Raw genomic sequence first — 21,862 nt, forward strand, 5'->3', positions numbered from 1 at the left:
TTATGAGGATTCCTAAGGTCTTGGTATCGATAACTTTGGTGGTTTAATTTCCGAACCAGTTTAAGGGCGAGGGGTTGAAGTTTTGATAAATATGTTTTATTTCTTGAAACTCTTCCAATCCGGCATGGCCAAGTTCTCGGCCTTGGCCTGATTGTTTGTAGCCACCCCAGGGGGCTTGCACAAAATAGACATTGAAATCATTGACCCAAATGGTGCCAAATCGAAGCGCTTTTGATACCCTTTCTATTCTTTGAGCATCACGGGTCCAGAAACCTGCTGATAAACCATAAATGGTGTCATTTGCTTTTTTGATGGCTTCATCCTCCGTGTCGAATTTCTCCACATGGATTACAGGGCCAAACACTTCTTCTTTTACAATCGCCATATTGGCAGTGCAACCAGTAAGCAAGGTAGGCTCATAGAAGAAACCGTTTATTAATGCTGGGTCGGTAGGTTTCTTGCCTCCAACAACTAATTCAGCACCTTCCTTAATGGCCTTTTGAACGTGATTTGTCACTTTATCCAATTGGGCTTGGGAAATTAAAGGACCCATTTGTGTGTCCTTATCCATTCCGTTTCCGAGACGAATTTTACTTATCCTTTGTTCCAGGTGTTTTACCACCTTGTCATGAATAGAAGAAGCCACCATTACTCTGGTGCCTGCAGAGCAAATTTGTCCTGCGTGGAAAAATACGCCGTTCAATATAAAATCTATAGCCGTCTCCCAATCTCCATCTTCAAAAAGAATATGAGGGTTTTTACCCCCAAGTTCCAGTGCAACTTTTTTGACATTACCTGCAGCTGCCTGCATTATTTTTTTACCAGTGACTACTCCTCCTGTGAAAGAGACCATGTCTACCTCCCAGTTTTCGGCAAGCTCAGCACCTATAGTATGACCTGGACCTAAAACGATATTGACAACCCCTTTAGGGAATCCTACCTCTTCTGTCAAACCCGCCCACAAAAGGGTAGTTAATGGCGTGAATTCACTTGGTTTAATCACCATTGTGCATCCAGCAGCCAATGCTGGTGCTATTTTCCATGCCGCCTGAAGAAGGGGGTAGTTCCAGGGGCAAATCATGCCCACAACACCTATCGGTTCCTTTACCAATAGGCTTTGACTATTGGGATTTGGGCTGGCGATGCTCTCTCCTTCATTTTTGTCAGCAAGCCCCCCATAATACCTAAATATCCCTGCGATATCCTCCATGTCCCAAAGACTTTCAGCAAGAGTTTTTCCAGTATTTAAAGTTTCTAGTTCTGCTAGTTCTTCTTTATTCTTCTCAATAAGGTCTCCTAAAATATAGACCATCCTTCCTCGTTCAGTCGCAGAAAGATTTCGCCATTCTTCAGATTCAAAAGCAGCTTTGGCACTTTTGATGGCATTCTGTGCATCTACTCTATCACCTTCTGCTACAGTAGCTAAAGGTTGATTGTCAAATGGGTTGTAAATGGTTCTGACTTCTTTTGAAATGGCATCTTGCCAGGAACCATCTATATATAGATTTGTAGTTTTGATCAATTGGAAGATTGGTTTTGTTCTTTTTCAGGAAGGTATTTGTAATAAGGAACCTCTTGAGGAGCCTCAGGAGTATTTCCAAGAAGTATGTCGGCCGCTTTTTCGGCAATCATAAGGACTGGAGCATAGATATTGCCATTGGTAATATGAGGCATTACAGAAGCATCTACAACATATAGGTTGTCTATGCCATGGACTTTTAAATTGGCATCTACTACGGACATGTCATCATAGCCCATTTTGGCTGTACAACTAGGATGGTAGGCACTTTCGCCCTCTCGAGCAACAAAATCAAGGATTTCCTCATCTGTTTCTACACTTGCTCCTGGAGACAATTCTTTTCCCCTTAACTCATCAAAAGCAGTTTGATTGATTAGCTTTCTTGTAACCTTGATTGCTTCTATCCACTCTTTCTTTTCCTGTTCGGTGGAAAGGTAGTTGAATTTTATGCTGGGATACATTCCCGGATCTGAAGATTTTATTTTCACATGACCTCTAACATCCGTATTCATAGGGCCTACATGTAATTGGAAGCCATGGCCTTCATTTGGTGCAGAACCATCGTATCGAATGGCTATAGGTAAAAAGTGATACTGTAGATTAGGGTAAGCAACGGCATCATTTCCGCGGATAAATCCTCCAGCCTCAAAATGATTGCTTGCGCCCACACCGGTTCCTTTGAACAACCACTCAAGGCCTATTTTTGGTTGGTTATAAAATTTTAGTGAAGGGTAAAGACTAACAGGTTTTTTAGCCGCCCATTGCACATACACTTCCAGGTGGTCTTGTAAATTCTCACCTACACCTTTGAGGTCTGCTACTACAGGTATGCCTAATTTTTTAAGCTCCTTGCCATTGCCTATACCAGAAAGTTGTAGCACTTGTGGTGTATTAATGGCTCCACCACAACAAATAATTTTTTCACCGAAGGCCTGTGCTTTTTTTCCGTTTTTAATATAATCCACGCCAATTGCAGTAGTGCCTTCAAACAAGATTTTGCTGACAGTTGACTTTAGGTGAATCGTTAAGTTTTTACGGTCTTTAATAGGGTGGACATAGGCCCTTGCGGCATTCCATCTTTTACCTTTATAGATGGTGGCATCAAACTTTCCAAAGCCCTCTTGCTGATAGCCGTTGACATCGTCAGTCAGAGGATATCCAGCTTCCTGAACAGATTCAAAAAAAGCTTTGAATAATGGATTGTCACATTTAGGTGTGGTCAAGTAAAGGGGGCCTTTATCCCCTCTGTAGGTGTCACCACCAATAAGGCGGTTTTCTAGTCGTTTGAAATAAGGTAGACAATGGGAATAATCCCATTTTTCCATCCCTTTTTCATTGCCCCATTTTTCATAATCCATGGCATTGCCACGAATAAAAATCATTCCATTGATAACACTTGAACCACCCAATACTTTTCCACGAGGTTGGAATATCCTTCGGTTGTGCATGTGTGGTTCTGGCTCGGATTCGTAACCCCAATTGTAAAAATTATTGGTTAGCGGATAGGTAAGGGCCGCAGGCATATGAATTCGAAAATCCCAACCATGGTCAGGTCTTCCTGCTTCTATGACAAGTACTTTATTTGAAGGATCTTTGCTTAATCTATTGGCTAGTACGCTACCTGCAGAACCTCCGCCAATAATTATAAAATCATACTTTTCTTTGGACATTTTGTAATGTAGGACAATTATCCTGTCAAAAAAGCAATTGCTGCTAAAAGTCAATTTTTCAGCAGCAATTACAATTGTTCGAACAATTAAATTTTAATTTCCTTTTGGGACAATTTTGACAATCCCTTTACCGTCTATTCCGGCATAAATAATTCCGTCTGGGCCAAGTACGACATTTCGAACTCTTCCCATTCCGTCAATAATCTTTTCTCTTTTTGTGACCTTATTGTTTTCTATGGTAAGTTTTTCTAAATAACCAAACTTCAATGATCCTGATAATACGTCACCTTCCCATTCAGGGTATTTGCTTTCCGATATAAAAGCTAGACCACTAGGAGCAATGGATGGTACCCAATAATACAATGGTTGTTCCATTCCTGGTTTAGAAGTCTCTTCACTTAATATTGTTCCGTCATAATTAATGCCGTAAGTGATTTCTGGCCAGCCAAAATTAGCTCCTTTCTTAACAACATTGATTTCATCACCTCCTCTAGGTCCATGCTCATTTACCCATACTTTTCCAGTTTTTGGATGAACAGCCATACCTTGAGGGTTTCTGTGTCCATAAGAATAAATTGCCTTTTTTGCACCAGATTCATTGTAAAATGGATTGTCTTCTGGTACCCTTCCGTCATCGTATAGGCGATAAACTTTTCCGCCATCACGGGTGATGTCTTGTGGGTTTTCAAATTTATTACCTCTTTCTCCTATAGAGAAATACAAGTAACCTTCTTTATCAAAAGCGATTCTTGATCCATAATGTTGACCAGCTTCCGTGTTAGGTGAGGCTTTATACAGTCTTTCAAAATTAACCAATTCGCTCCCTTCTAATTGACCGCGGCCTATGGCCGTGTGAGCACCTTTTCCAGTACCTCTTGAAGAAGCGTAAGAAATATAAACCCATTTATTGTTTTCAAAGTCCGGATGTAAAGCCACATCAAGAAGACCTCCCTGACCTTTTGCCCAAATTTCAGGCAATCCTTTAATATTGGTTTTCTGACCGTTTTTGAAATGTACTAAATCACCGGATTTCTCCGTGATAAACATACTTCCATCAGGTAAAAAAGCCAATCCCCATGGTATATTGAAACCATCAACTACTGTTTCTATGTCATAAGCATTCCATTCAGGATCCGTAACTTCGGGGCCATTGGGTGGTGTTTGACCCATACAGGTCATATACGAACTGATCACCAAAAGGGTAAGTAATAATGATTTCATAAGGACTAAGTAAATAATGGAATAGGTTAGATTTATTTTGGTATTTAAAAAGCTAATTTAAATTTAAAAATGCTCCTAAACAAGTTTTAATCTAGCAGTTCAACTTGTAGTCGAAGGATTCTGTCGGTCAGATTTTCTGAGCTTATGTTGTTTCGGCTAAGTCTATCCACCATTATAGGAAAGGCAAATGGGCTGATTTTTTTTGTGTTAATCAAGTGGATCTCATGTTTGTTAACCCGCTCAACTACCTGATACAATCTGTTTTTTTCCATTTGTATTTGGACTACTTCCTGTCGGGCTTGTTCTAACAACAGGTTATCAGGATCGTAACTTTCAAATACACCGTAAATAATCCCAGAACTGGCTTGAAGATGTCTGGTAGGTACATTTTTGCCTGGGTACCCTTGAAAAGCCAAACCAGCGATTGCCGCAATCTCTCTAAACCGTCTTTTACCCATTTCACTTTCATTAATACTTGCGAATATGTCCTCCATTAAATTTTCCATCCGAAATAAATCTTCCTCCAAACTGTCCTCAATGGGAATTGGGCTTTCTGAAAGTAATTCAAAGCCATAGTCATTCATGGCTATGCTGAGGCTTATTGGATGGCTTACGCTGATCCTATAAGCGACTAAAGCAGCGAGAACTTCGTGAACAAATCTTCCTTCAAAAGGATAGAAAAATAGGTGGTAGCCTTCTCTGCTTTGACATTTTTCGATCAGCAAGGATTGTTGATCGGGTATTCTTGAAATCGTTTTTTGAAGTTCTAAAATGGGCAGTATGGTTTTTAACTCTATGGAGTCCAATTGGTTTAATGAGGCATTTTGTAACTCCTGTCGAATCATTTCCGCAAGCCTTGAAGATAGCGGCATTCTTCCGCCCATCCACCGGGGAATCGTTCCTGTTTTCTTTTTTGACCTTCTTACTAATGCTTTCATTTCCTTGATTTTTAGAAATTCAAGGTTCCGTCCCGCAAACCAAAAAGAGTCGCCAGGCTTTAGCTTGGTAATAAAACTCTCTTCCACTGAGCCTATATAACCACCTGTAATGAACTTTACCTGGATCATAGGATCACTTACAATCGTGCCAATTGAGAGCCTATGACGCATGGCTATTTTTCTGTCAGTTACCTGATAAAGCCCTTGCTCTGACAGGCTGACTTTTGAAAATTCCGCATAGTTTCCCAATGCTTTACCTCCAACGGTAATAAAAGCTAACATCCATTCGAATTGTTCTCTTGAAAGGTTTCTATAGGCAAAGCAGCTTTTAATTATTCGGTAGGCCTTTTCTGATTCAAATCCATCCCCTAAAGCAAGTGTGACCATAAACTGTACCCCTACATCATAGCATGCCTCCATGGGGATCTGGTCTTCAAACTCACCTTTATTTATGGCCTTTCTCAAGGCACTGGCTTCTATTAATTCCAGGGAATGGGTAGGGACAAAGAAAATTTTACTGGTAGCTCCAGGGGAATGACCAGAACGCCCTGCCCGCTGTACAAATCTGGTAACCCCCTTTGGTCCACCCACCTGGATAATGGTGTCCACAGGCCGAAAATCTACCCCAAGGTCTAAACTGCTAGTGCAGACCACAAGCTTTAATTTTTTCTCATGAAGTGCGTTTTCTACCCATCCCCGAACTTGAGGGTCCAGAGAACCATGATGCATGGCCATTATCCCTGCCCATTCTGGTTTTGCTTCCAAGATTTTTTGATACCAAATTTCCGTCTGAGAACGCGTATTTGTAAAGAGCAATACGGTTTGGCTCTTTTCTACTATTGGAATAATTTTAGGCAATAGCTTAACACCTAAATGTCCAGCCCAAGGATATTTTTCTACTTCATCTGGTAAAACAGATGTTACCTTTATCTTTTTCTTAAGCTTACTCCTTATGATTAATATCGGGGTCTGAGGGCCTAACAAGACAGTGTGGGCCTGGGATAGGTTACCTATAGTAGCTGATATTCCCCAGACTTTAAGTGGGGTTTTGACAAGGGTCCTCAAATAACTAATGGCCAATTGAACTTGAACCCCGCGCTTGTTGGCCAATAATTCATGCCATTCATCAACAACAATGGCTTTCAGATTTTGAAATAAATCTTGACTCCCTTTTTGCGCAATTAGTAAATGAAGACTTTCAGGCGTGGTTATCAGACACTCAGGCATGGCTCTTTTTTGTTGCTGCCTTTGTTTAGTAGAGGTGTCTCCGTTTCGTACAGCAATCCTCCATGGCAAGCCAGTTTCCTGACAAACCTCTATCATGGCTTGGCTTAGGTCTTGGGCAAGTGCTCGTAACGGCGTAATCCAAATCAACTGTAAGCCATTCTTTCTAGGCTTTGTCCAACTGTCCGGATATTGACTTACATATTCATTGAGTATGGGTATCCAAAGGGCCATTGTTTTGCCACTGCCTGTTGGGGCATTCAATAGGCCACTTTTTCCTTCGCCGTAATTTTTGAGGCAAGCTTTCTGGAAATCGTATGGAGTTCTATTTTTTGAAGAATACCAATCCTTTACCCAATTATTTTTCATGTTTCTTAACTCCAGTAAAGTGAAATGCTATTCCTTCAAATAAATTGAGGTTAAATTTAAAAAAACAATAATCAACAAGGTTTGTATTGTAAGCCATCTAAAATCAGGTATTTGTTGTGTCCCATTAGCAAGGAAGCTGTAAATCATTACCGAAACTCAGGCACCTTTAAATGTCAGGTGTTTTTCTTTAAAACCAATTAACGGTAGTAATATGAAAAACACTATTTGTGATCAATTGTTTTGTTCTAATAGGGCCGAATTACAAAAGGTATAACAAGAATTATCCCAAATGTTTTGAGAGGATGAAAATTCTCAGGGAAAGGATTTAGATAGTGAGTGATTTTAGCGTTAGGAATAGCTTTTAAAAAATATTATTTCTTTGCCACAATTAAGTTAAGCAATGTTTTTAGCTGATATAACCGAAAATTTTTTCCCGTTTAAAGTATTAGGCAATGTACTTTAACTTGGTTTGGGCTTTTTCAAGCCTGAAAAAATACAGGCTTGAAATTAAAATCTAAAAAATGTGGCGGCATCCATACTCCTAGAAGCATCATGAGAGGTTAAAAATCTGTCTTAAGCCAATTGGTATGGAATTAAATGCTTAGACAAATGGCACAAATTCTATTGTGAACTTTGGTACAGGAAGCCCTTTAAATTCATAGTACCTTACTTAAATCAATCGAATAGAATTTGTGCCATATTGATGGTTCTAGCCAGTTTGAGTTGTCAATAATGTTTAGCCTTTCTTTACGAATTCAGACTTTAAAGCCATTGACCCAAAACCTGCGATTTTACAATCAATGTTGTGATCCCCGTCCGTAAGACGAATGTTTTTTACTTTTGTGCCCGCTTTTATTGGCTGAGGATATCCTTTTACAGGCAAATTTTTCAAGACAATTACGGAATCTCCATTCACTAAGACATTTCCATTTGCATCTTTTACCTCTAATCCAGAATCGACTACTTCTGCTTCTTCGGGGTTCCACTCATGACCACATTCTGGACAGGTCAATAATGGACCTCCAGTGGAATAAGCAAATTTAGATTGACATTTTGGACAAGGTGGGAATTGTGACATGTTTTCTGGATTAAGATTTAGTGCAAATAAGGCAAAAAAAATCAATTTTTCGATGCCATTATTATGAAATCATTCAAATTAAGGCTATTAATTATCATTAATAGCAATATTTCGAACGATCAGTGAGGATTTAGTTGCCAGATTAATTGGACATTTTCATTCAAATGGATTGATCGTTAATTCATAGCAATCAGTTACTTAAATGGATTATGAGTTTTGTCCGGGCAACGCTAGTTTCTGGTAAAAAATTTAATGTCGTAAAGGATCTAAGTGAGCAATAAGTATTACATGGTTGAACACTTACCTTTTGATTTATAGTGGCGCTTGACTTGATTTATGAGTTTACCGGGTTTTCTTGTTTTTGCCAAGCCAGAATATAAATCCTGTTATTGGGAGTGAGGCGCCAATAAGGGAAGCTAAAAACACCAGAATTCTTCCTGGAAGCCCCATGATTCCGCCTAAATGAATGTCATAAACCATTCCATTTATTAAATTAAATGTACTTCTTTCACCAGATAAACCATTTAAAAATTCACCTTGAATAAGTTCACCACTGTATTGATCATGATAAAAATGATCGACGGCATTGATACCTTTATACGGATCAATTACCGAAAGGTGGATGGCCTCATCTTTACGATGGGGAATACCTATCCTTACCTGGGATTCAGAAAATTGAGCATGGTACTTTTTGATCAATTCGTTTAAAAGTTCGTTGGTGTTTAATTCTTGTACATTACTTGGAACCTTGGAATTGGGGCTATCATAGACCATTTTATTTTCTCCACTGATTTCCTTGGTGACATTTTTTACAACTGCAAATCCCCAAAATAGTCCTGTGATTATACTAAAAATCAGGATCCAGGTGGCATAAAAACCCAGGATGTTGTGGAGATCATAATTTAATTTTTTTGGAGAGACAGTCCATTTAATTTGAAACTTCTCTTTTTTAGGCCAGCCTTTGAGTGGCCACCACAATACCAGGCCAGAAATCAACATTGGTAGTGCCAATAATGTCACCCAATGTACAATTTCTCTACCTATATCGCCCAATAAAAGGTTACGGTGCAGGTTTTTTAAATGGTTGAGCCAACCCTGTTTCATGTCTTGTAAATGAATGAGTTCAGCTGTATAAGGATTGATTTGCGCCAGGTAATAGGTGCCTGGAACATACAATAACACTTCGATGCTACTTTCTTGATCGCGGTAGAGCGCCGTACGGAAATCACCTTCAGGTAAGGCTTGTTTTATGGTATTTTTAATTGCTGAAATAGTGACAAAAGGCTTTTCCTGTTTTTCAACTTCATGCTGATAGATAATGCGACTTACCTCAGGTTCCCAGGTATATAAAGCTCCAGACAGGGCTATAATTGAGAATAGAAAGCCAGTTCCCAAGCCAATTATCAAGTGTATTTTGGCAAGGACTTTTCTAATGGACATCAATGAATAAAATTTAATGTGATTTGGGTGATTAATTTTAAATCGGGTTATGCATTAGAATTTGTACTAGTCTGTCCCGTGCTTAGGGGAAGTGTTGCAATCGATTCATAATCAGTCAATCGCCTCTATTTCCGGCAGCGGCACAGCGGTGTTGTGCCTAAGTTGCCAATTGAACTGATTTCATTGCGATTAAACCACTTTCCTAATCTATTATCGGGAATAGAATACTGAATTACTTGGCAGAATCCGAGTTTAAAGCCTTGAATTTAAATATTATTTTTTTAAATATTGTTTAGGCATGGTTTTTCTTTCGAATTAAAGTGAGATGCCGTTATAGGGGAGTAGTAAGCCAAATAAGTTGGGACAGAAAAAAACTATGTGGTTTTGATGCATATTGAATTAAGTATTTCACTTAAAGCCCAATGCTTAAATATAAAAACCACAGAAACAAGCCTGTGGTTTTTATTAATTTCTAGGCCTTAGAAGTAAGTCGACTAATCCTGCTTATTTGACAGGTGTCAATACGATATTGCGGTAACTTACATTTCCGTGGTCCCCTTGTAAATAGATGGGGCCTGCAGCGAGTACATCAGCACTCATGGCACCGCCTGTTGGTCCCCATGCGGGTTGGTTGTCAATGATTTTTTCACCGTTTAATATTACGGTTACATGACGATCGACTAAAGTAATGTCCATTGATTGCCATTCTCCTGCAGGTTTTTCTGCAGCTTGGCTAGGTTGAATACGGCTGTACAAAGCACCCATGTTGTGCGAATCCAAATCATTTCCATAAGAGTCTACCACCTGAATTTCATAAATTCCTCTGAGATAAACACCACTGTTATTTCCCTTCGGTACATTTACTTCAAGTTTGAGGTTGAAATCTTTGAATTCTTGCTGGGTACGGATATTTCCATAAGAAATATGCTTTCCATTCTCAGGCTGTACTGGATCATTGACCAATATTTCATTTTCTACTTTGAAACCATTTTTTTGATTGGGGTTCATCAATTCCCAACCCGTTAGGTCTTTTCCATTGAACAATGATATTGGTTGGCCATACACCACTTTTGAAAGGTCTGGTTTATCTGGCATTGGAGGCATGGGAAAACCCGTGAAATTTGCTACGTATTCCCCATTTCTTCGTGGGCCAGACATGGTTCCTTTTAAAGAGTTTCCAGTCTTTTCAATTCTCAGTGTATTGGTAATGGTATGGCTTCGGTCATCACTTTTCTTTGAAATATTGGTTCTAGTGACTACAAGTGTGTTTTCATCTGCCAGATAAACGTTTGATACTGGCAATACACTTCCTCCAATCCACAGAAGTTCGGCGTCTAGAAAACCCTGGTCTTCATTTACGTGAAGCCATCCGATACCACCACCTTCGATTTCCAGGCCCCACATGCCTAAAAATGGGTTGGCCATTTGATTGTTTGAAAGGGTATTGCCATAGCTATTAATGGCAATAAAGAGAAATAGGAGAGAACTTAAAATATGTTTCATCTTGTGTTATTTTTGAGTTATTTGTTAAGGTTTAAGGTCACTTAGCAGAATAAATATTGAATGTAAAAATTTTTTTCTATTCTTAGACTTTTTTCTTCAATAAATACTTTGTGGCTTTGGTAGATAGCCCTGCTTATTTACGCTAATCTAAAATGATGATTCTCAAGTTTATAACATGAAAAAAATTTTTCGTTGGACTAGAAAATTCGTTAATATAAAATTGTTGGGTTGCCATTTGATTAAACCCCGTGTACCAATTGCCAAAACTAAATTAATATGCCTATTCATCGGTTTTTCATTAATTATAGAGTATAAAACTTAAATTCATGGCATAACTAGCGTATAATCTATATATTCAATTTATAAAATTTTGAAAACTATGAAGCAATCCAGAAGAGCTTTTCTTAGAAACAGTACTTTAACGGTTGCAGGAATAGGGCTAATGCACTCAAATTCTTTTGGTGTTCCCAGTTTTTCTGCAAACGATAAAATTAATATTGGCTTGATTGGGGCAAGAAGTAAGGGGTTCAATATTTTAAGTCACTTGATGAAAACGGGTCAGGTCAACTGCCTGGGTATTTGTGATGTAGATAAAAATGTTTTAGAAAAGCGAATAGCAGATGTAAACAACGAATTCGGGCAAACCCCAGCAGGTTATGGGGATTTCAGGAAGTTGCTGGCAAACGATGAAATAGATGCTGTGATTATTGGTACGCCAGACCACTGGCATTGTCTGATTACGGTATACGCTTGTCAGGCAGGAAAAGATGTATATGTTGAAAAACCATTGGCGAACAGTATTGCTGAGTGCAATGTGATGGTGGCCGCAGCCAATAAATACAGCAGAGTAGTCCAGGTTGGCCAACAGCAAAGGAGTGGGGAAGTATGGAATAGTGCCATGCAACACATTCATGCGGGAGGTATTGGAGAAATTAAGAAAGTAAATGTGTGGGCGAATTTTCCTTATGGTATGGGAGCACCTAAAGTACCAAACCAAGCTGTTCCAAAAGGATTGGATTATGCACTTTGGCAGGGTCCAGCAGAAAAAAGAGGCTATAATCCCAACCATGTGCATGGTAGTTGGAGGCATTTCTGGAATTATGGAGGAGGTTTAATGACCGATTGGGGCGTCCATTTGTTGGACATGGCACTTTGGGCCAAGAATATAAGCGATGAACCAAAAACTGTGCTTGCTTCTGCGGCCAATTATAACATGAACCCTTATTACCGGGAGACCTATGAAATTATGGATGTCAGTTATCCCATGGACGATTATATGATCCATTGGTCACATACAGCAGGGATACAGTCAGGTCCGTATGACAAAGCCTATGGGGTGGAATTCATAGGGGACAATGGAATTATTTTGGCAGATAGAGGCGATTGGAGTATCCGGCAGGGAGACAAAGGAGAAAGTGAAAAAGCCACACAATTGGCCAAGGCTAATTTTGATTTTAAAGGGAAAAGCGATATGGAATTTCATGTCCTGGATTTTTTAAGTTGTGTGAGAAGTAGAGGTGTTACCAATTGCCCAATAGAAACGGGTAGAAATGTAGCATTGTACGCCCATATGGGAAATATTGCGGCCAGGTCTGGTACCCAATTTTTAAACTGGAATGAAGCCTCAGGTAATTTTAAAGGGAATAAGGCAGCAAACCAGTTCATCGAACCAGATTACCATGGAGAATGGGATTTTCCGAAAGTTTAATTTATAACTAATGCTAGAATATTACTGATAAAATTTCTTTTGGCTATATAATTATAATTTTTTTAATAAGAATTTAATTTGTTCCAAATAGCTTTATACAAACAATAGCAAAGCTGGTCGTAATTTGATAAATCTGCATAATCCTTTTTATTTCTAAAGTTGTGAGGTTGATGTTTTGGGATTATACTGAAATTCCTATTCTCTTATCAAAATCTTTATTTGGAATGTGCATTTTATTCTTTTAATTAGCGTATTACTAGTTGAGTTGTTCAAATCCCAAAATTGACCAGAATTACAAATCATAGTGACCAGGAACTGCTGCAGTTGATTGGAGAGCATCAAAACCATAAGGCTTTTGAAGTACTCTATCAGCGCCATTTTGATCCAGTTTTTGGATTTGTATTCAAGGTCATGCAAGACAGGGAGACTGCAGAAGATGTAGTTCAAAACATCTTTATTTCCATATGGAGAAAGCCACCAAACCTGAGTCATCCTACAGTACTCCCTTACCTTTTTGGTGCTGCAAGGAATCAGATTGCAAAAGAAATCCGAAAAAATAAGTGGAACAAAGAGCAGCTATATTTAATTGAAAATACAAAAGGTATTTGCTCTACTGATGAGTACCTTGAAGAAAGGGATACCCGTAAGCAGCTGGAGAATGGGATTCAAAAATTGCCTGTAAAATGTAGAAATGTTTTCACCCTTAGCAGATTTAGTTATTTAAGCAATAAACAGATTTCTGAAAAATTAGGGATTTCTGTTTTTACGGTGGAAAATCACATCAAGAAAGCTTTGTACCTCTTAAGACAATCCTTAGAGTTCATCGTAATTTGTCTGGTTAGTTGGTATTGATTTGTTGCCTAATTTTTTCTTTTAATGCCCCATTTAAATCAAATTCAGCACTTTATTTAGCCTAAACGAAAAAAAAATCTTTTTTTTTTCGTTGCCGACTAGCTGATCCTTCGGTATTCTGGTACTTCCCTATATAACCCTTTGGAGTTTTATGCAATTGAAGCAATTAATTAAGTGGGCAAATAAGTACAGATCTGAGAAGTTAGACCCCAAAAGAAAGGAACAATTCGATTCTTTATTGGATGAATTGGCACATTTGGGTAAAGCTCCTTCCCAAAATGAAATGAATGCAGCAAAATTAAACGTGTGGAAAAAAATAGGCTCCACAGGAAAGCCAAAATCATCTGGCAGGAGAATATTCTTAATGGTTAGAAAATTTGCTGCTGTACTTTTCTTTTTTGCCTTGGTAGGCTTAGCTGTTTGGGAAATGTCAAATCAAGCAGCTGAAATCCCGATGTTGGTGAAGAGGACTGAGCAGGGAATGCGTTCAACAGTTACACTTTCAGATGGTAGTAAGGTACGTTTAAATGAAAATAGCAGTCTTGAATTTCCAGAAACTTTTGCAGAAGAGTTGCGCATTGTCCATTTGAGTGGGGAAGCTTTTTTTGATATCAAGCCAAATCCAAGCAAGCCATTTAAAGTGGTTACCGGATCCTCTGAGATAACTGTTTTGGGTACCTCTTTTAATGTGAATACCCACCATCAGCCTGAGATTACTGTAACAAGCGGTAAGGTCAAAGTAGCCAATTTAAAATCCAATAAAGGCGTTGAATTAAATCCAGGACAACAGGCCATTATAAATACCGATCAAATCCAGGTGAAAGAAGTGAATCCAGATTTCTTTATTGGTTGGCATACTAGGAAATTGGTTTTTGAGGACGAGTCAGTAGCTTCTGTTTTCTCTATTCTGGAGCGTGCCTATGGAGTGAATATTGAAGTGGAGATGCCACAAAAAGAGATTGAATGTGTCATCACTGGAGCTTACACCGGAGAGCGAATAGAAACGATTTTAATGGGATTGCGACACATATTGGATTTTGAATACCAAACGGATATAAGTACCAAAACAATCACGATTGATCTTAAAAATTGTAAATAAATCTTTATAGCCTATGTAATGAACAACGCATAAGAAAAGGATCCAGAAACTGCTGTAACAGTCCTGGATCCAACTCAAAACACTCATCAATTAACTAACCCGAAAAGAATTTTAAGCATTTAAAATTATGGAAATTAATTTACTAAAACTATTGATCATGGTATCAAAGAGGCTTTTATATGCCTTCCTTGTCCAGGTGATTGCAATGCAATTTCTAATGGCTACCACCTCAAAAAGTCAAAACTTAGAGGATGTTAGCCTAAGTATTAGCGTTCAATCGAATACTTTTAAAGAGGTACTGGGACTAATCCAGGAAAAAACCCTTTTTAACTTTACCTACAATCAAAAAGTAGTCAAGGATAACAATCGATTTACCTTTTCTTATGAGAAAAGCAACCTGAAAGAAGTGCTCCAGCACCTGGCACAGGTTACGGCTTTTGAGTTTAAAAGAGTAAACAATACAATTTATGTCAAGCCCGGCCTTGCGACCGAAAATGAGGAAGGGGAAGTGTCAGATTTCACTTCAGTTATAAACGATGCCGAGGATGCGTTTGTACCTATCAATGGAACAGTACTGGATGAAGGTGGAAACCCTATCCCCGGTGCAACAGTAATTATTGATGGCACCACCACCGGAACAGTAACTGATATTGATGGAAAATTCTCTTTGAATGCAGACGCTGGTGCGGTGATAAAAATCTCCTTTATAGGTTATAAAAGCCAAACATTCATTGTAGGCAATCAAACTACTTTTTCAATCACCTTGATGGATGATCAGGCTGCCTTGGATGAGGTGGTAGTAGTAGGGTATGGAACCCAGAAAAAAGAGGATGTCACAGGAGCGGTTTCATCGGTCAATCAGAAAGCGATCAAAAATTTGCCTGTTTCCTCCTTGGACCAGAAAATGGTGGGACAAGTGGCAGGTGTACAAATCCAGCAAGTATCAGGTGCGCCAGGAGCAGGTACCTCAGTCAAAATCCGGGGTAGTGGATCCCTTGGAGCAGGCAATGAACCGCTCTATGTGATTGATGGAATGCCTTATTCCTCTGGGATGAATCAAACCCTAAACCCTTTGATGTTTATTGATCCGAATAATATTGAGTCCATAACGATCCTTAAAGATGCTTCTTCTACAGCCATTTATGGTTCCAGAGGTGCCAATGGAGTGATAATGATTACGACCAAAAAGGGTGAACTTGATCAAACAACCATCAATTTTTCTTCAATGGTAGGGGTACAGCAAGCGCCACAGAAGGGAAGACCACAACTTTTAGATCAAAGAGAATTTGCCCAATTCCAACGCGATAGAATTGATATCGGAGTTAGGCAAACTGAAGGAAGGGAACCTACCTTGGCCGATTACCCTGAGGAATACAGGAATTTGGATGCCCTATTAGGTAAGGGAACAGACTGGTATGATCTTGTTTTACAGACAGCTAAAATTCAGGACCATAATTTTAGCATGCAAAAAGGCACCAAAGATTCCAGGATAAATTTTAGTTTAGGTTACTTCAAGCAAGAGGGTGTGTTGAAACATACCGGAATAGAAAGGTTTAGTAGCAATCTGGGCATTGAAAGCAATGTAACTAACAAACTTAAAATTGGGGCATCTATTCAACCAACTTTTATCAAGCAAGACCGAGCAAATACCAATTTAAATAGAAATGATATATTGGGAGTAAGTATATGGGCCAATCCCATTTCAACTCCTTATGATGCCAATGGAAATATTAAGCCATACATTGTAGCCCCTCAAAGTCGATTCCATTCTGCATGGAGTTTTGTGAACCCTTTATTCGCCTTACAGGAGATAAAAATGCAGCAAAACACTTTCCAAAACCTTGGATTGGCATTTGCTGAGTTGGAGATTCTGCCTAATTTAAGATTCAGGTCTTCTTTGAATACTATTTTTGAAGTGTCAAAATATGAGCAGTATATTCCAAGTTCCATTGGCGCGTCCAACAGGCCTCCAACACCAGGAACAGGTTCTTCCTATAACTCCAGAAGCAATAGTTTTGATTGGTTGATAGAAAATACGGTAAATTATGATTTAACCAGAGGTGACCACCGAATCAATGCCTTGCTTGGATACACTACACAGAAGTTTACTTCCAATAATATTTCCTTAGGAGCAAGTCCTTTTCCGAACGACCTTATAACCACCATTAATGCGGCCCAAAGTATTGATAATTGGGGAGAAGCAATCAACGAGTGGAGCATGATTTCTTATTTGGGAAGAGTGAATTATGCGTTGAAAGACAAGTACCTGTTGACAGCTACCTTCCGTTCTGATGGATCTTCAAGGTTTGGCAATCAAAACCGCTTTGCCATGTTCCCTTCTATCGCTGCAGCATGGAGAGTTTCAGAGGAAGATTTTTTCCAAAATATCAACTGGGTAGATGAGTTTAAAATCCGGGGAAGTTATGGTAAAAGTGGCAACAATAATATTGGTAACTATGCGCACCTTGCCTCCATTAGTGCAGGATCATATGTGTTTGGCACCAATCAAGTAACCGCTTCTACCGTAGGACTTGCCAATCCATTTTTGACATGGGAGGAATCCAATCAATTTGACCTTGGACTGGATTTTCAATTCCTCGAAAGCAGACTTAGCTTATTGATAGACTTGTACCGAAGGGAAAGTAATAACATGTTGTTGAATGATGTCATTCCTACCATAACAGGTTTTAATTCACAAACCATTAACCAGGGGAATGTTCGAAATATGGGACTAGAAATTGCCTTGGGTGGTTCGCCTTATGTTGGGGCTTTTACCTGGGACATTAATGCCAATATTGCCTTCAATAGAAACAAAGTCATGTCTCTAAATGACAATACGGTTAGGATCCTGGCAGGAAATAATGATGGTAATCCCACTCACGTTTCAGTAGTAGGTAAGCCTATCGGGCAGTTTTACGGTTTTGTATTAGAGGGAGTGTATACGCCAGAGGATATGGAAAATCCTGATATTGTAAAAACGCCTCAGGTATACGAAGGCAATGTGAAGTATAGGGATGTTAATGGAGATGGCCTGATCAATGATGTATTGGATTACACCATTATTGGAAACCCTCATCCAGACTTTATATTTGGGCTCACCAATAATTTTGCTTACAAAAACATTGACCTGGGTATAATAGTCAATGGGCAAAGTGGCGGACAAGTAATGAATGGTCTGCGCCAAACAACAGATAACCTTCAGGGCTTTTTCAATGTGGACCAAGACTGGGAAAATCGATGGAGGAGCACAGAAGTTCCTGGAGATGGGATTCATTCAGGCATTCCTCAAGTCAGACCTAGTTGGGGTCACAGGGTTTCAAGTTTATGGGTAGAAGATGCTTCCTATGTGAGAATATCCAATCTTACTTTAGGATATACCCTGCCAAGTGATTTTCTGGAGCGTTTGAAGGTGGTAAAAGGATCTAGGATCTACATGACAGTTCAAAATCTGGCCATGTTTACCAATTATAAAGGCGCCAATCCTGAAGGGCAGGCGGCTAACCAGAACAATACCTTGGTTCCAGGATTTGATATGACTTCTTATCCACTCTCCAGAACCATTTCCATAGGTATTAATTTATCTTTTTAAACGCATTTGTAATCGAAACCTGAGATTCACAAAAATTATTCAGACATGAAAAAGTTACTATATATACTTGTCTTTTTGGGAATGAGTTCTTGTTCAGAGGATTTTCTCGAGATCTTCCCAGAGACGACTTTAAATGAAGGCAATTTCTATCAGACCCAGGAAGAGTTTATCCTGTTGGCCAACGGTTGTTACGTGCCCATGAGAAATTATGAAAAGGATTTGCATTGGGTATTGGCAGAGTTGATATCCGACAATACGAGTTTTCAATACAATATCAGAACAGGAGAAGCTGTAAGAGGTGTAATTGACCAGTTTATCATCACCTCCGACAACCGTGGTTATGGGCAATTTTGGGATGAATCCTACAATGGGATCACCCGTTGCAATAAGCTGTTGGCAGAAATTGACAGAGAAGGAGTATCCTGGTCAAATGAAGCCTATAAAGACAGATCAGAAGGAGAAGCCTTGTTCTTAAGGGCCCTCTATTATTTTAATTTGGTGCGACAATACGGAGGCGTTCCTTTGGTAACCAACCCAATTACCGCTCAGGAAGCGGTCAATATAGACCGATCAACTGAGGAGCAGGTTTACCAGCAAATCATCAGTGACCTTACAAACGCAACAACTCATTTCTCCAATGCTACTGCTGTTCAGGAAGATGGTAGAGCCAATAAATATGCGGCCCAGGCACTTTTAGGTAAAGTTTATCTTACCCAAAAAAATTACACCGAAGCAGCAAGTATTCTCAAAGAAGTGATTGATTCCAATCAATACAGTTTACTTCCTGAATATGCTGATTTGTATGATCCTTCTAATCCTGATTTCACTGAAACGCTTTTTTCTATCCAGTTTTCTGAAAATAACAGGGAGCTTTCCAATAGGTTTATATTTATGTTTGCCCCTTGGAGCTCTGAAGGAGAGATCACAAACAGACCGAATATAAGTATGGTGTCTGCAGGCTGGAATATGCCCACTGAAGACCTAATAAATGCTTTTGAGGATGGCGACAAAAGAAAAGCTGTTTCAATTAACACCTGGACAGGACCCGATTGGGACGGTGAAACAAGAGAATTGTCCTATATTGGAAAATTCAAACCACCAGTTTCTGCACCTGATGATAGATGTGGGGACAATATGCCTGTATTGCGCTATTCAGATGTTTTACTAATGTACGCCGAGGCCTTGAATGGTTTGGGCAGAACAGGAGAAGCCATTCCGTATGTAGAAATGGTGAGAGACCGTGCCGGACTAACAGATGCGCTGAACGGATATGATCAAACAAGTTTACAAGACTTGATTATGAATGAACGCCAGGTAGAGTTTTGTTTCGAGAACCAAAGGTGGTACGATTTAAAGAGAAGTGGCAAAGCAGTGGAGGTCATGTCAGCTCATGGGATCAGGGAAAAAGAAATGAAACCCTTCCTATTTGATGCCTCCTTTAATGTGACAGCAAATAAATTGTTGGCACCTATTCCTGCCGAGCAGATTTTAATTAACAGATTAGAACAAAATTCAGGCTATTAAAAACGCAATAACCAAAATAATTTAGAATGGAAAAAGTAAGTAGGATTCGTCCTTTAAAATGGGTAATAATAATGTTTATTTTGGTGTCATTTACCAAAATGACTTCCTATGCCCAAGGAGAGAAACCCAATATTATCTATATTCTTTCGGATGATCAATCGTGGAATGATTATGGATTTACTGGGCACCCACATATTAAAACGCCAAATATAGACAAACTGGCTGGTGAAGGACATACATTCACCAGAGGTTATGTGACAGCACCACTTTGCAGTCCTTCCTTAGCCAGTATCATTACAGGATTGTATCCTTATCAACATGGGATTACCGGAAATGATCCGGAATTTGATTTTAAGGGAAAGCGATACAATAATGATTGGCAAATGGCCAGATCCAGATTGTACAAGGATTACCTGGATGAATTTCAGAAACATCCTACCATACCAATGGTTTTGAAAAAATTGGGATACCTTTCTTTTCAGGCTGGGAAATGGTGGGGTGGAAACTACAAAGAGGGTGGATTTACAGATGGAATGACACATGGTGATCCAAGCCGAGGGGGAAGACATGGAGATGAAGGGCTTAAAATAGGCCGGGAAGGCATGGATCCTATATTCGATTTTATGGATCATGCGATTGATGAGGACAAACCGTTCTTTGTATGGTATGCACCCTTCTTACCTCATTCCCCACACAATCCACCGGATTCCTTACTCCAGAAGTACTTGCCTTTAGCGCCTACCAAATCAGTTGCGGCCTATTGGGCCATGTGCGAGTGGTTTGACATTACTGTTGGGCAGCTCCTGGACAGGGTGGAGGAGAAAGGACTTACTGACAATACTTTGGTAGTTTTTGTCACGGACAATGGTTGGATACAAGATCCAAATGTGCCCAATAAATATGTGGAAGGTTCCAAACAAGCCCCACAAGACATGGGCATTAGAACACCTATCATATACAAGTGGCCAGGTAAAATAAAACCCAAGATGGATCATTCCAATCTGACCAGTAGTATTGATATGGCTGTGACTACTATGGCTGCTGTAGGCCTTGATCCGCTTCCGGATATGCAAGGAATCAATATTATGGATAAGAAAGCACTGAAGAAGAGAAAGGTGATTTACAGTCAGGATTTTGCCCATGACATGAAAGGGGTAAATGCTAAGGAAAAAACGCTTGAAAGCAGAATTCTTATCACCAGTCCATGGAAGATTATAGTCCCAGGCGTAGCCAATAAGGATACGCAGGAGGTTTTGCTTTACGATATTCTTAAGGATCCATTGGAAGAAAACAACTTAGCCGATAAACATCCTGAGGTAGTGAAGAAACTCACTGCTTCACTGGATAATTGGTGGGGTAAATAATATTATTTAGGAAAGGGATTTTATCCCTTTCCTTGTTTTTTTAGCTTGGATTAGCTTTTGTTTTTGCTTACTGATTTTGAACGATAACCTATATGTTCAATGATTTTTTATTAAAAAAAGTGATTTACTCTCAACCATTTGGTGGGTAAAAATCGTTAGGGATTTGAAGGTATATTTCCAATATAAATCCTAATAGTTTTTGGTATGAAACTTTACACTTCGATTCCCACTAAATTAGCACCTTATTTTAAAGAGGAGATTAAGAAGTATAGCATTGAGTACAATGCTGGAAATCTGGAAAATGCATGGATGCATTTGGAAAAAGCCCATATATTGGGACAAAGATACCCTTATGCACACAGTTATGTTCACTGGAAAATGTTGCAATTTGGTTTTAAGATTAAAAGTTTGAAAGAAATCTTCGGACAAATTCCGCGATTGATTTTTGGAGGAGTGAAGTCCTTTGTAGGTAAAGTACCTGTGGGCAATCCTGGAGGAGCAAATGTGCCCCCTTTAAAGCCTTTTCCAATTGAAAAAGAATTGCAGGATATTTTTGCAAAAACAGGGGTGAAACAGTGAAAAGGAATACCTGAATTATATATTGGATTGAAATTAACCTATCACCTGAAGGTTTTTTAAAAAATGAATAACTTTCTCTTCAGGCATTTCGCAGGGTTTTAGCAATTCTTTACTGGAGGTTATATAATAATTTAAACTTATAAAATTGGTGCCCCCCAATTCTTGGGCGTAAATTTTAATACTCT

14 protein-coding genes are annotated in these 21,862 nt (G+C 39.1%); 7 read left to right on the top strand and 7 right to left on the bottom strand.

The window, feature by feature from the left end:
* Positions 1-43: 43 nt before the first annotated feature.
* The 7 genes from AC0L7T_RS11720 to AC0L7T_RS11750 form a co-directional block, all read right to left on the bottom strand.
* Positions 44-1,522, bottom strand: a complete 1,479-nt coding sequence (locus AC0L7T_RS11720; RefSeq protein ID WP_473342822.1) for an aldehyde dehydrogenase family protein — start codon at positions 1,520-1,522, stop codon at positions 44-46.
* A complete protein-coding gene (gene betA, locus AC0L7T_RS11725) occupies positions 1,519-3,189 on the bottom strand; it encodes a choline dehydrogenase (protein ID WP_473342823.1) in 1,671 nt (556 codons plus the stop codon). The genes AC0L7T_RS11720 and betA overlap by 4 nt, the downstream gene beginning before the upstream one ends.
* A gap of 93 nt (positions 3,190-3,282) precedes the next feature.
* Positions 3,283-4,410 carry a PQQ-dependent sugar dehydrogenase gene (locus tag AC0L7T_RS11730; RefSeq protein WP_473342824.1) on the bottom strand — a complete coding sequence of 376 codons (1,128 nt, stop codon included), beginning with the start codon at positions 4,408-4,410 and terminating at the stop codon, positions 3,283-3,285.
* Between the two features lie 86 nt (positions 4,411-4,496).
* Positions 4,497-6,941, bottom strand: a complete 2,445-nt coding sequence (locus AC0L7T_RS11735; protein WP_473342825.1) for a ligase-associated DNA damage response DEXH box helicase — start codon at positions 6,939-6,941, stop codon at positions 4,497-4,499.
* Positions 6,942-7,677: 736 nt separating this feature from the next.
* Positions 7,678-8,019, bottom strand: coding sequence for a zinc ribbon domain-containing protein YjdM (locus AC0L7T_RS11740; RefSeq protein ID WP_473342826.1), 342 nt, complete (start codon positions 8,017-8,019; stop codon positions 7,678-7,680).
* A gap of 342 nt (positions 8,020-8,361) precedes the next feature.
* Complete coding sequence (locus AC0L7T_RS11745; protein WP_473342827.1) at positions 8,362-9,459, bottom strand: PepSY-associated TM helix domain-containing protein; 1,098 nt, start codon at positions 9,457-9,459, stop codon at positions 8,362-8,364.
* Between the two features lie 504 nt (positions 9,460-9,963).
* Positions 9,964-10,962: a 3-keto-disaccharide hydrolase gene (locus AC0L7T_RS11750; protein WP_473342828.1), complete on the bottom strand. Its 999-nt coding sequence runs from the start codon at positions 10,960-10,962 to the stop codon at positions 9,964-9,966.
* Between the two features lie 379 nt (positions 10,963-11,341).
* Here AC0L7T_RS11750 and AC0L7T_RS11755 point away from each other — a divergent pair, with 379 nt between their 5' ends.
* The 7 genes from AC0L7T_RS11755 (at position 11,342) to AC0L7T_RS11785 (ending at position 21,677) form a co-directional block, all read left to right on the top strand.
* On the top strand, positions 11,342-12,670 hold the full coding sequence (locus AC0L7T_RS11755) for a Gfo/Idh/MocA family protein (protein WP_473342829.1): 1,329 nt from the start codon (positions 11,342-11,344) through the stop codon (positions 12,668-12,670).
* A 282-nt stretch (positions 12,671-12,952) separates the two neighbouring features.
* Positions 12,953-13,522 carry an RNA polymerase sigma factor gene (locus tag AC0L7T_RS11760; protein WP_473342830.1) on the top strand — a complete coding sequence of 190 codons (570 nt, stop codon included), beginning with the start codon at positions 12,953-12,955 and terminating at the stop codon, positions 13,520-13,522.
* A 151-nt stretch (positions 13,523-13,673) separates the two neighbouring features.
* Entirely contained in the window at positions 13,674-14,621 is a 948-nt protein-coding gene (locus AC0L7T_RS11765; protein WP_473342831.1) for a FecR family protein, read from the top strand.
* A 127-nt stretch (positions 14,622-14,748) separates the two neighbouring features.
* On the top strand, positions 14,749-18,210 hold the full coding sequence (locus AC0L7T_RS11770; protein WP_473342832.1) for a SusC/RagA family TonB-linked outer membrane protein: 3,462 nt from the start codon (positions 14,749-14,751) through the stop codon (positions 18,208-18,210).
* Positions 18,211-18,255: 45 nt separating this feature from the next.
* Complete coding sequence (locus tag AC0L7T_RS11775) at positions 18,256-19,734, top strand: RagB/SusD family nutrient uptake outer membrane protein (protein ID WP_473342833.1); 1,479 nt, start codon at positions 18,256-18,258, stop codon at positions 19,732-19,734.
* Between the two features lie 26 nt (positions 19,735-19,760).
* Complete coding sequence (locus tag AC0L7T_RS11780) at positions 19,761-21,098, top strand: sulfatase family protein (protein WP_473342834.1); 1,338 nt, start codon at positions 19,761-19,763, stop codon at positions 21,096-21,098.
* Positions 21,099-21,302: 204 nt separating this feature from the next.
* Positions 21,303-21,677: a DUF3703 domain-containing protein gene (locus AC0L7T_RS11785; protein WP_473342835.1), complete on the top strand. Its 375-nt coding sequence runs from the start codon at positions 21,303-21,305 to the stop codon at positions 21,675-21,677.
* Positions 21,678-21,862: the final 185 nt, after the last annotated feature.

The sequence above is a fragment of the Cyclobacterium sp. 10D3-21 genome, assembly GCF_055809755.1.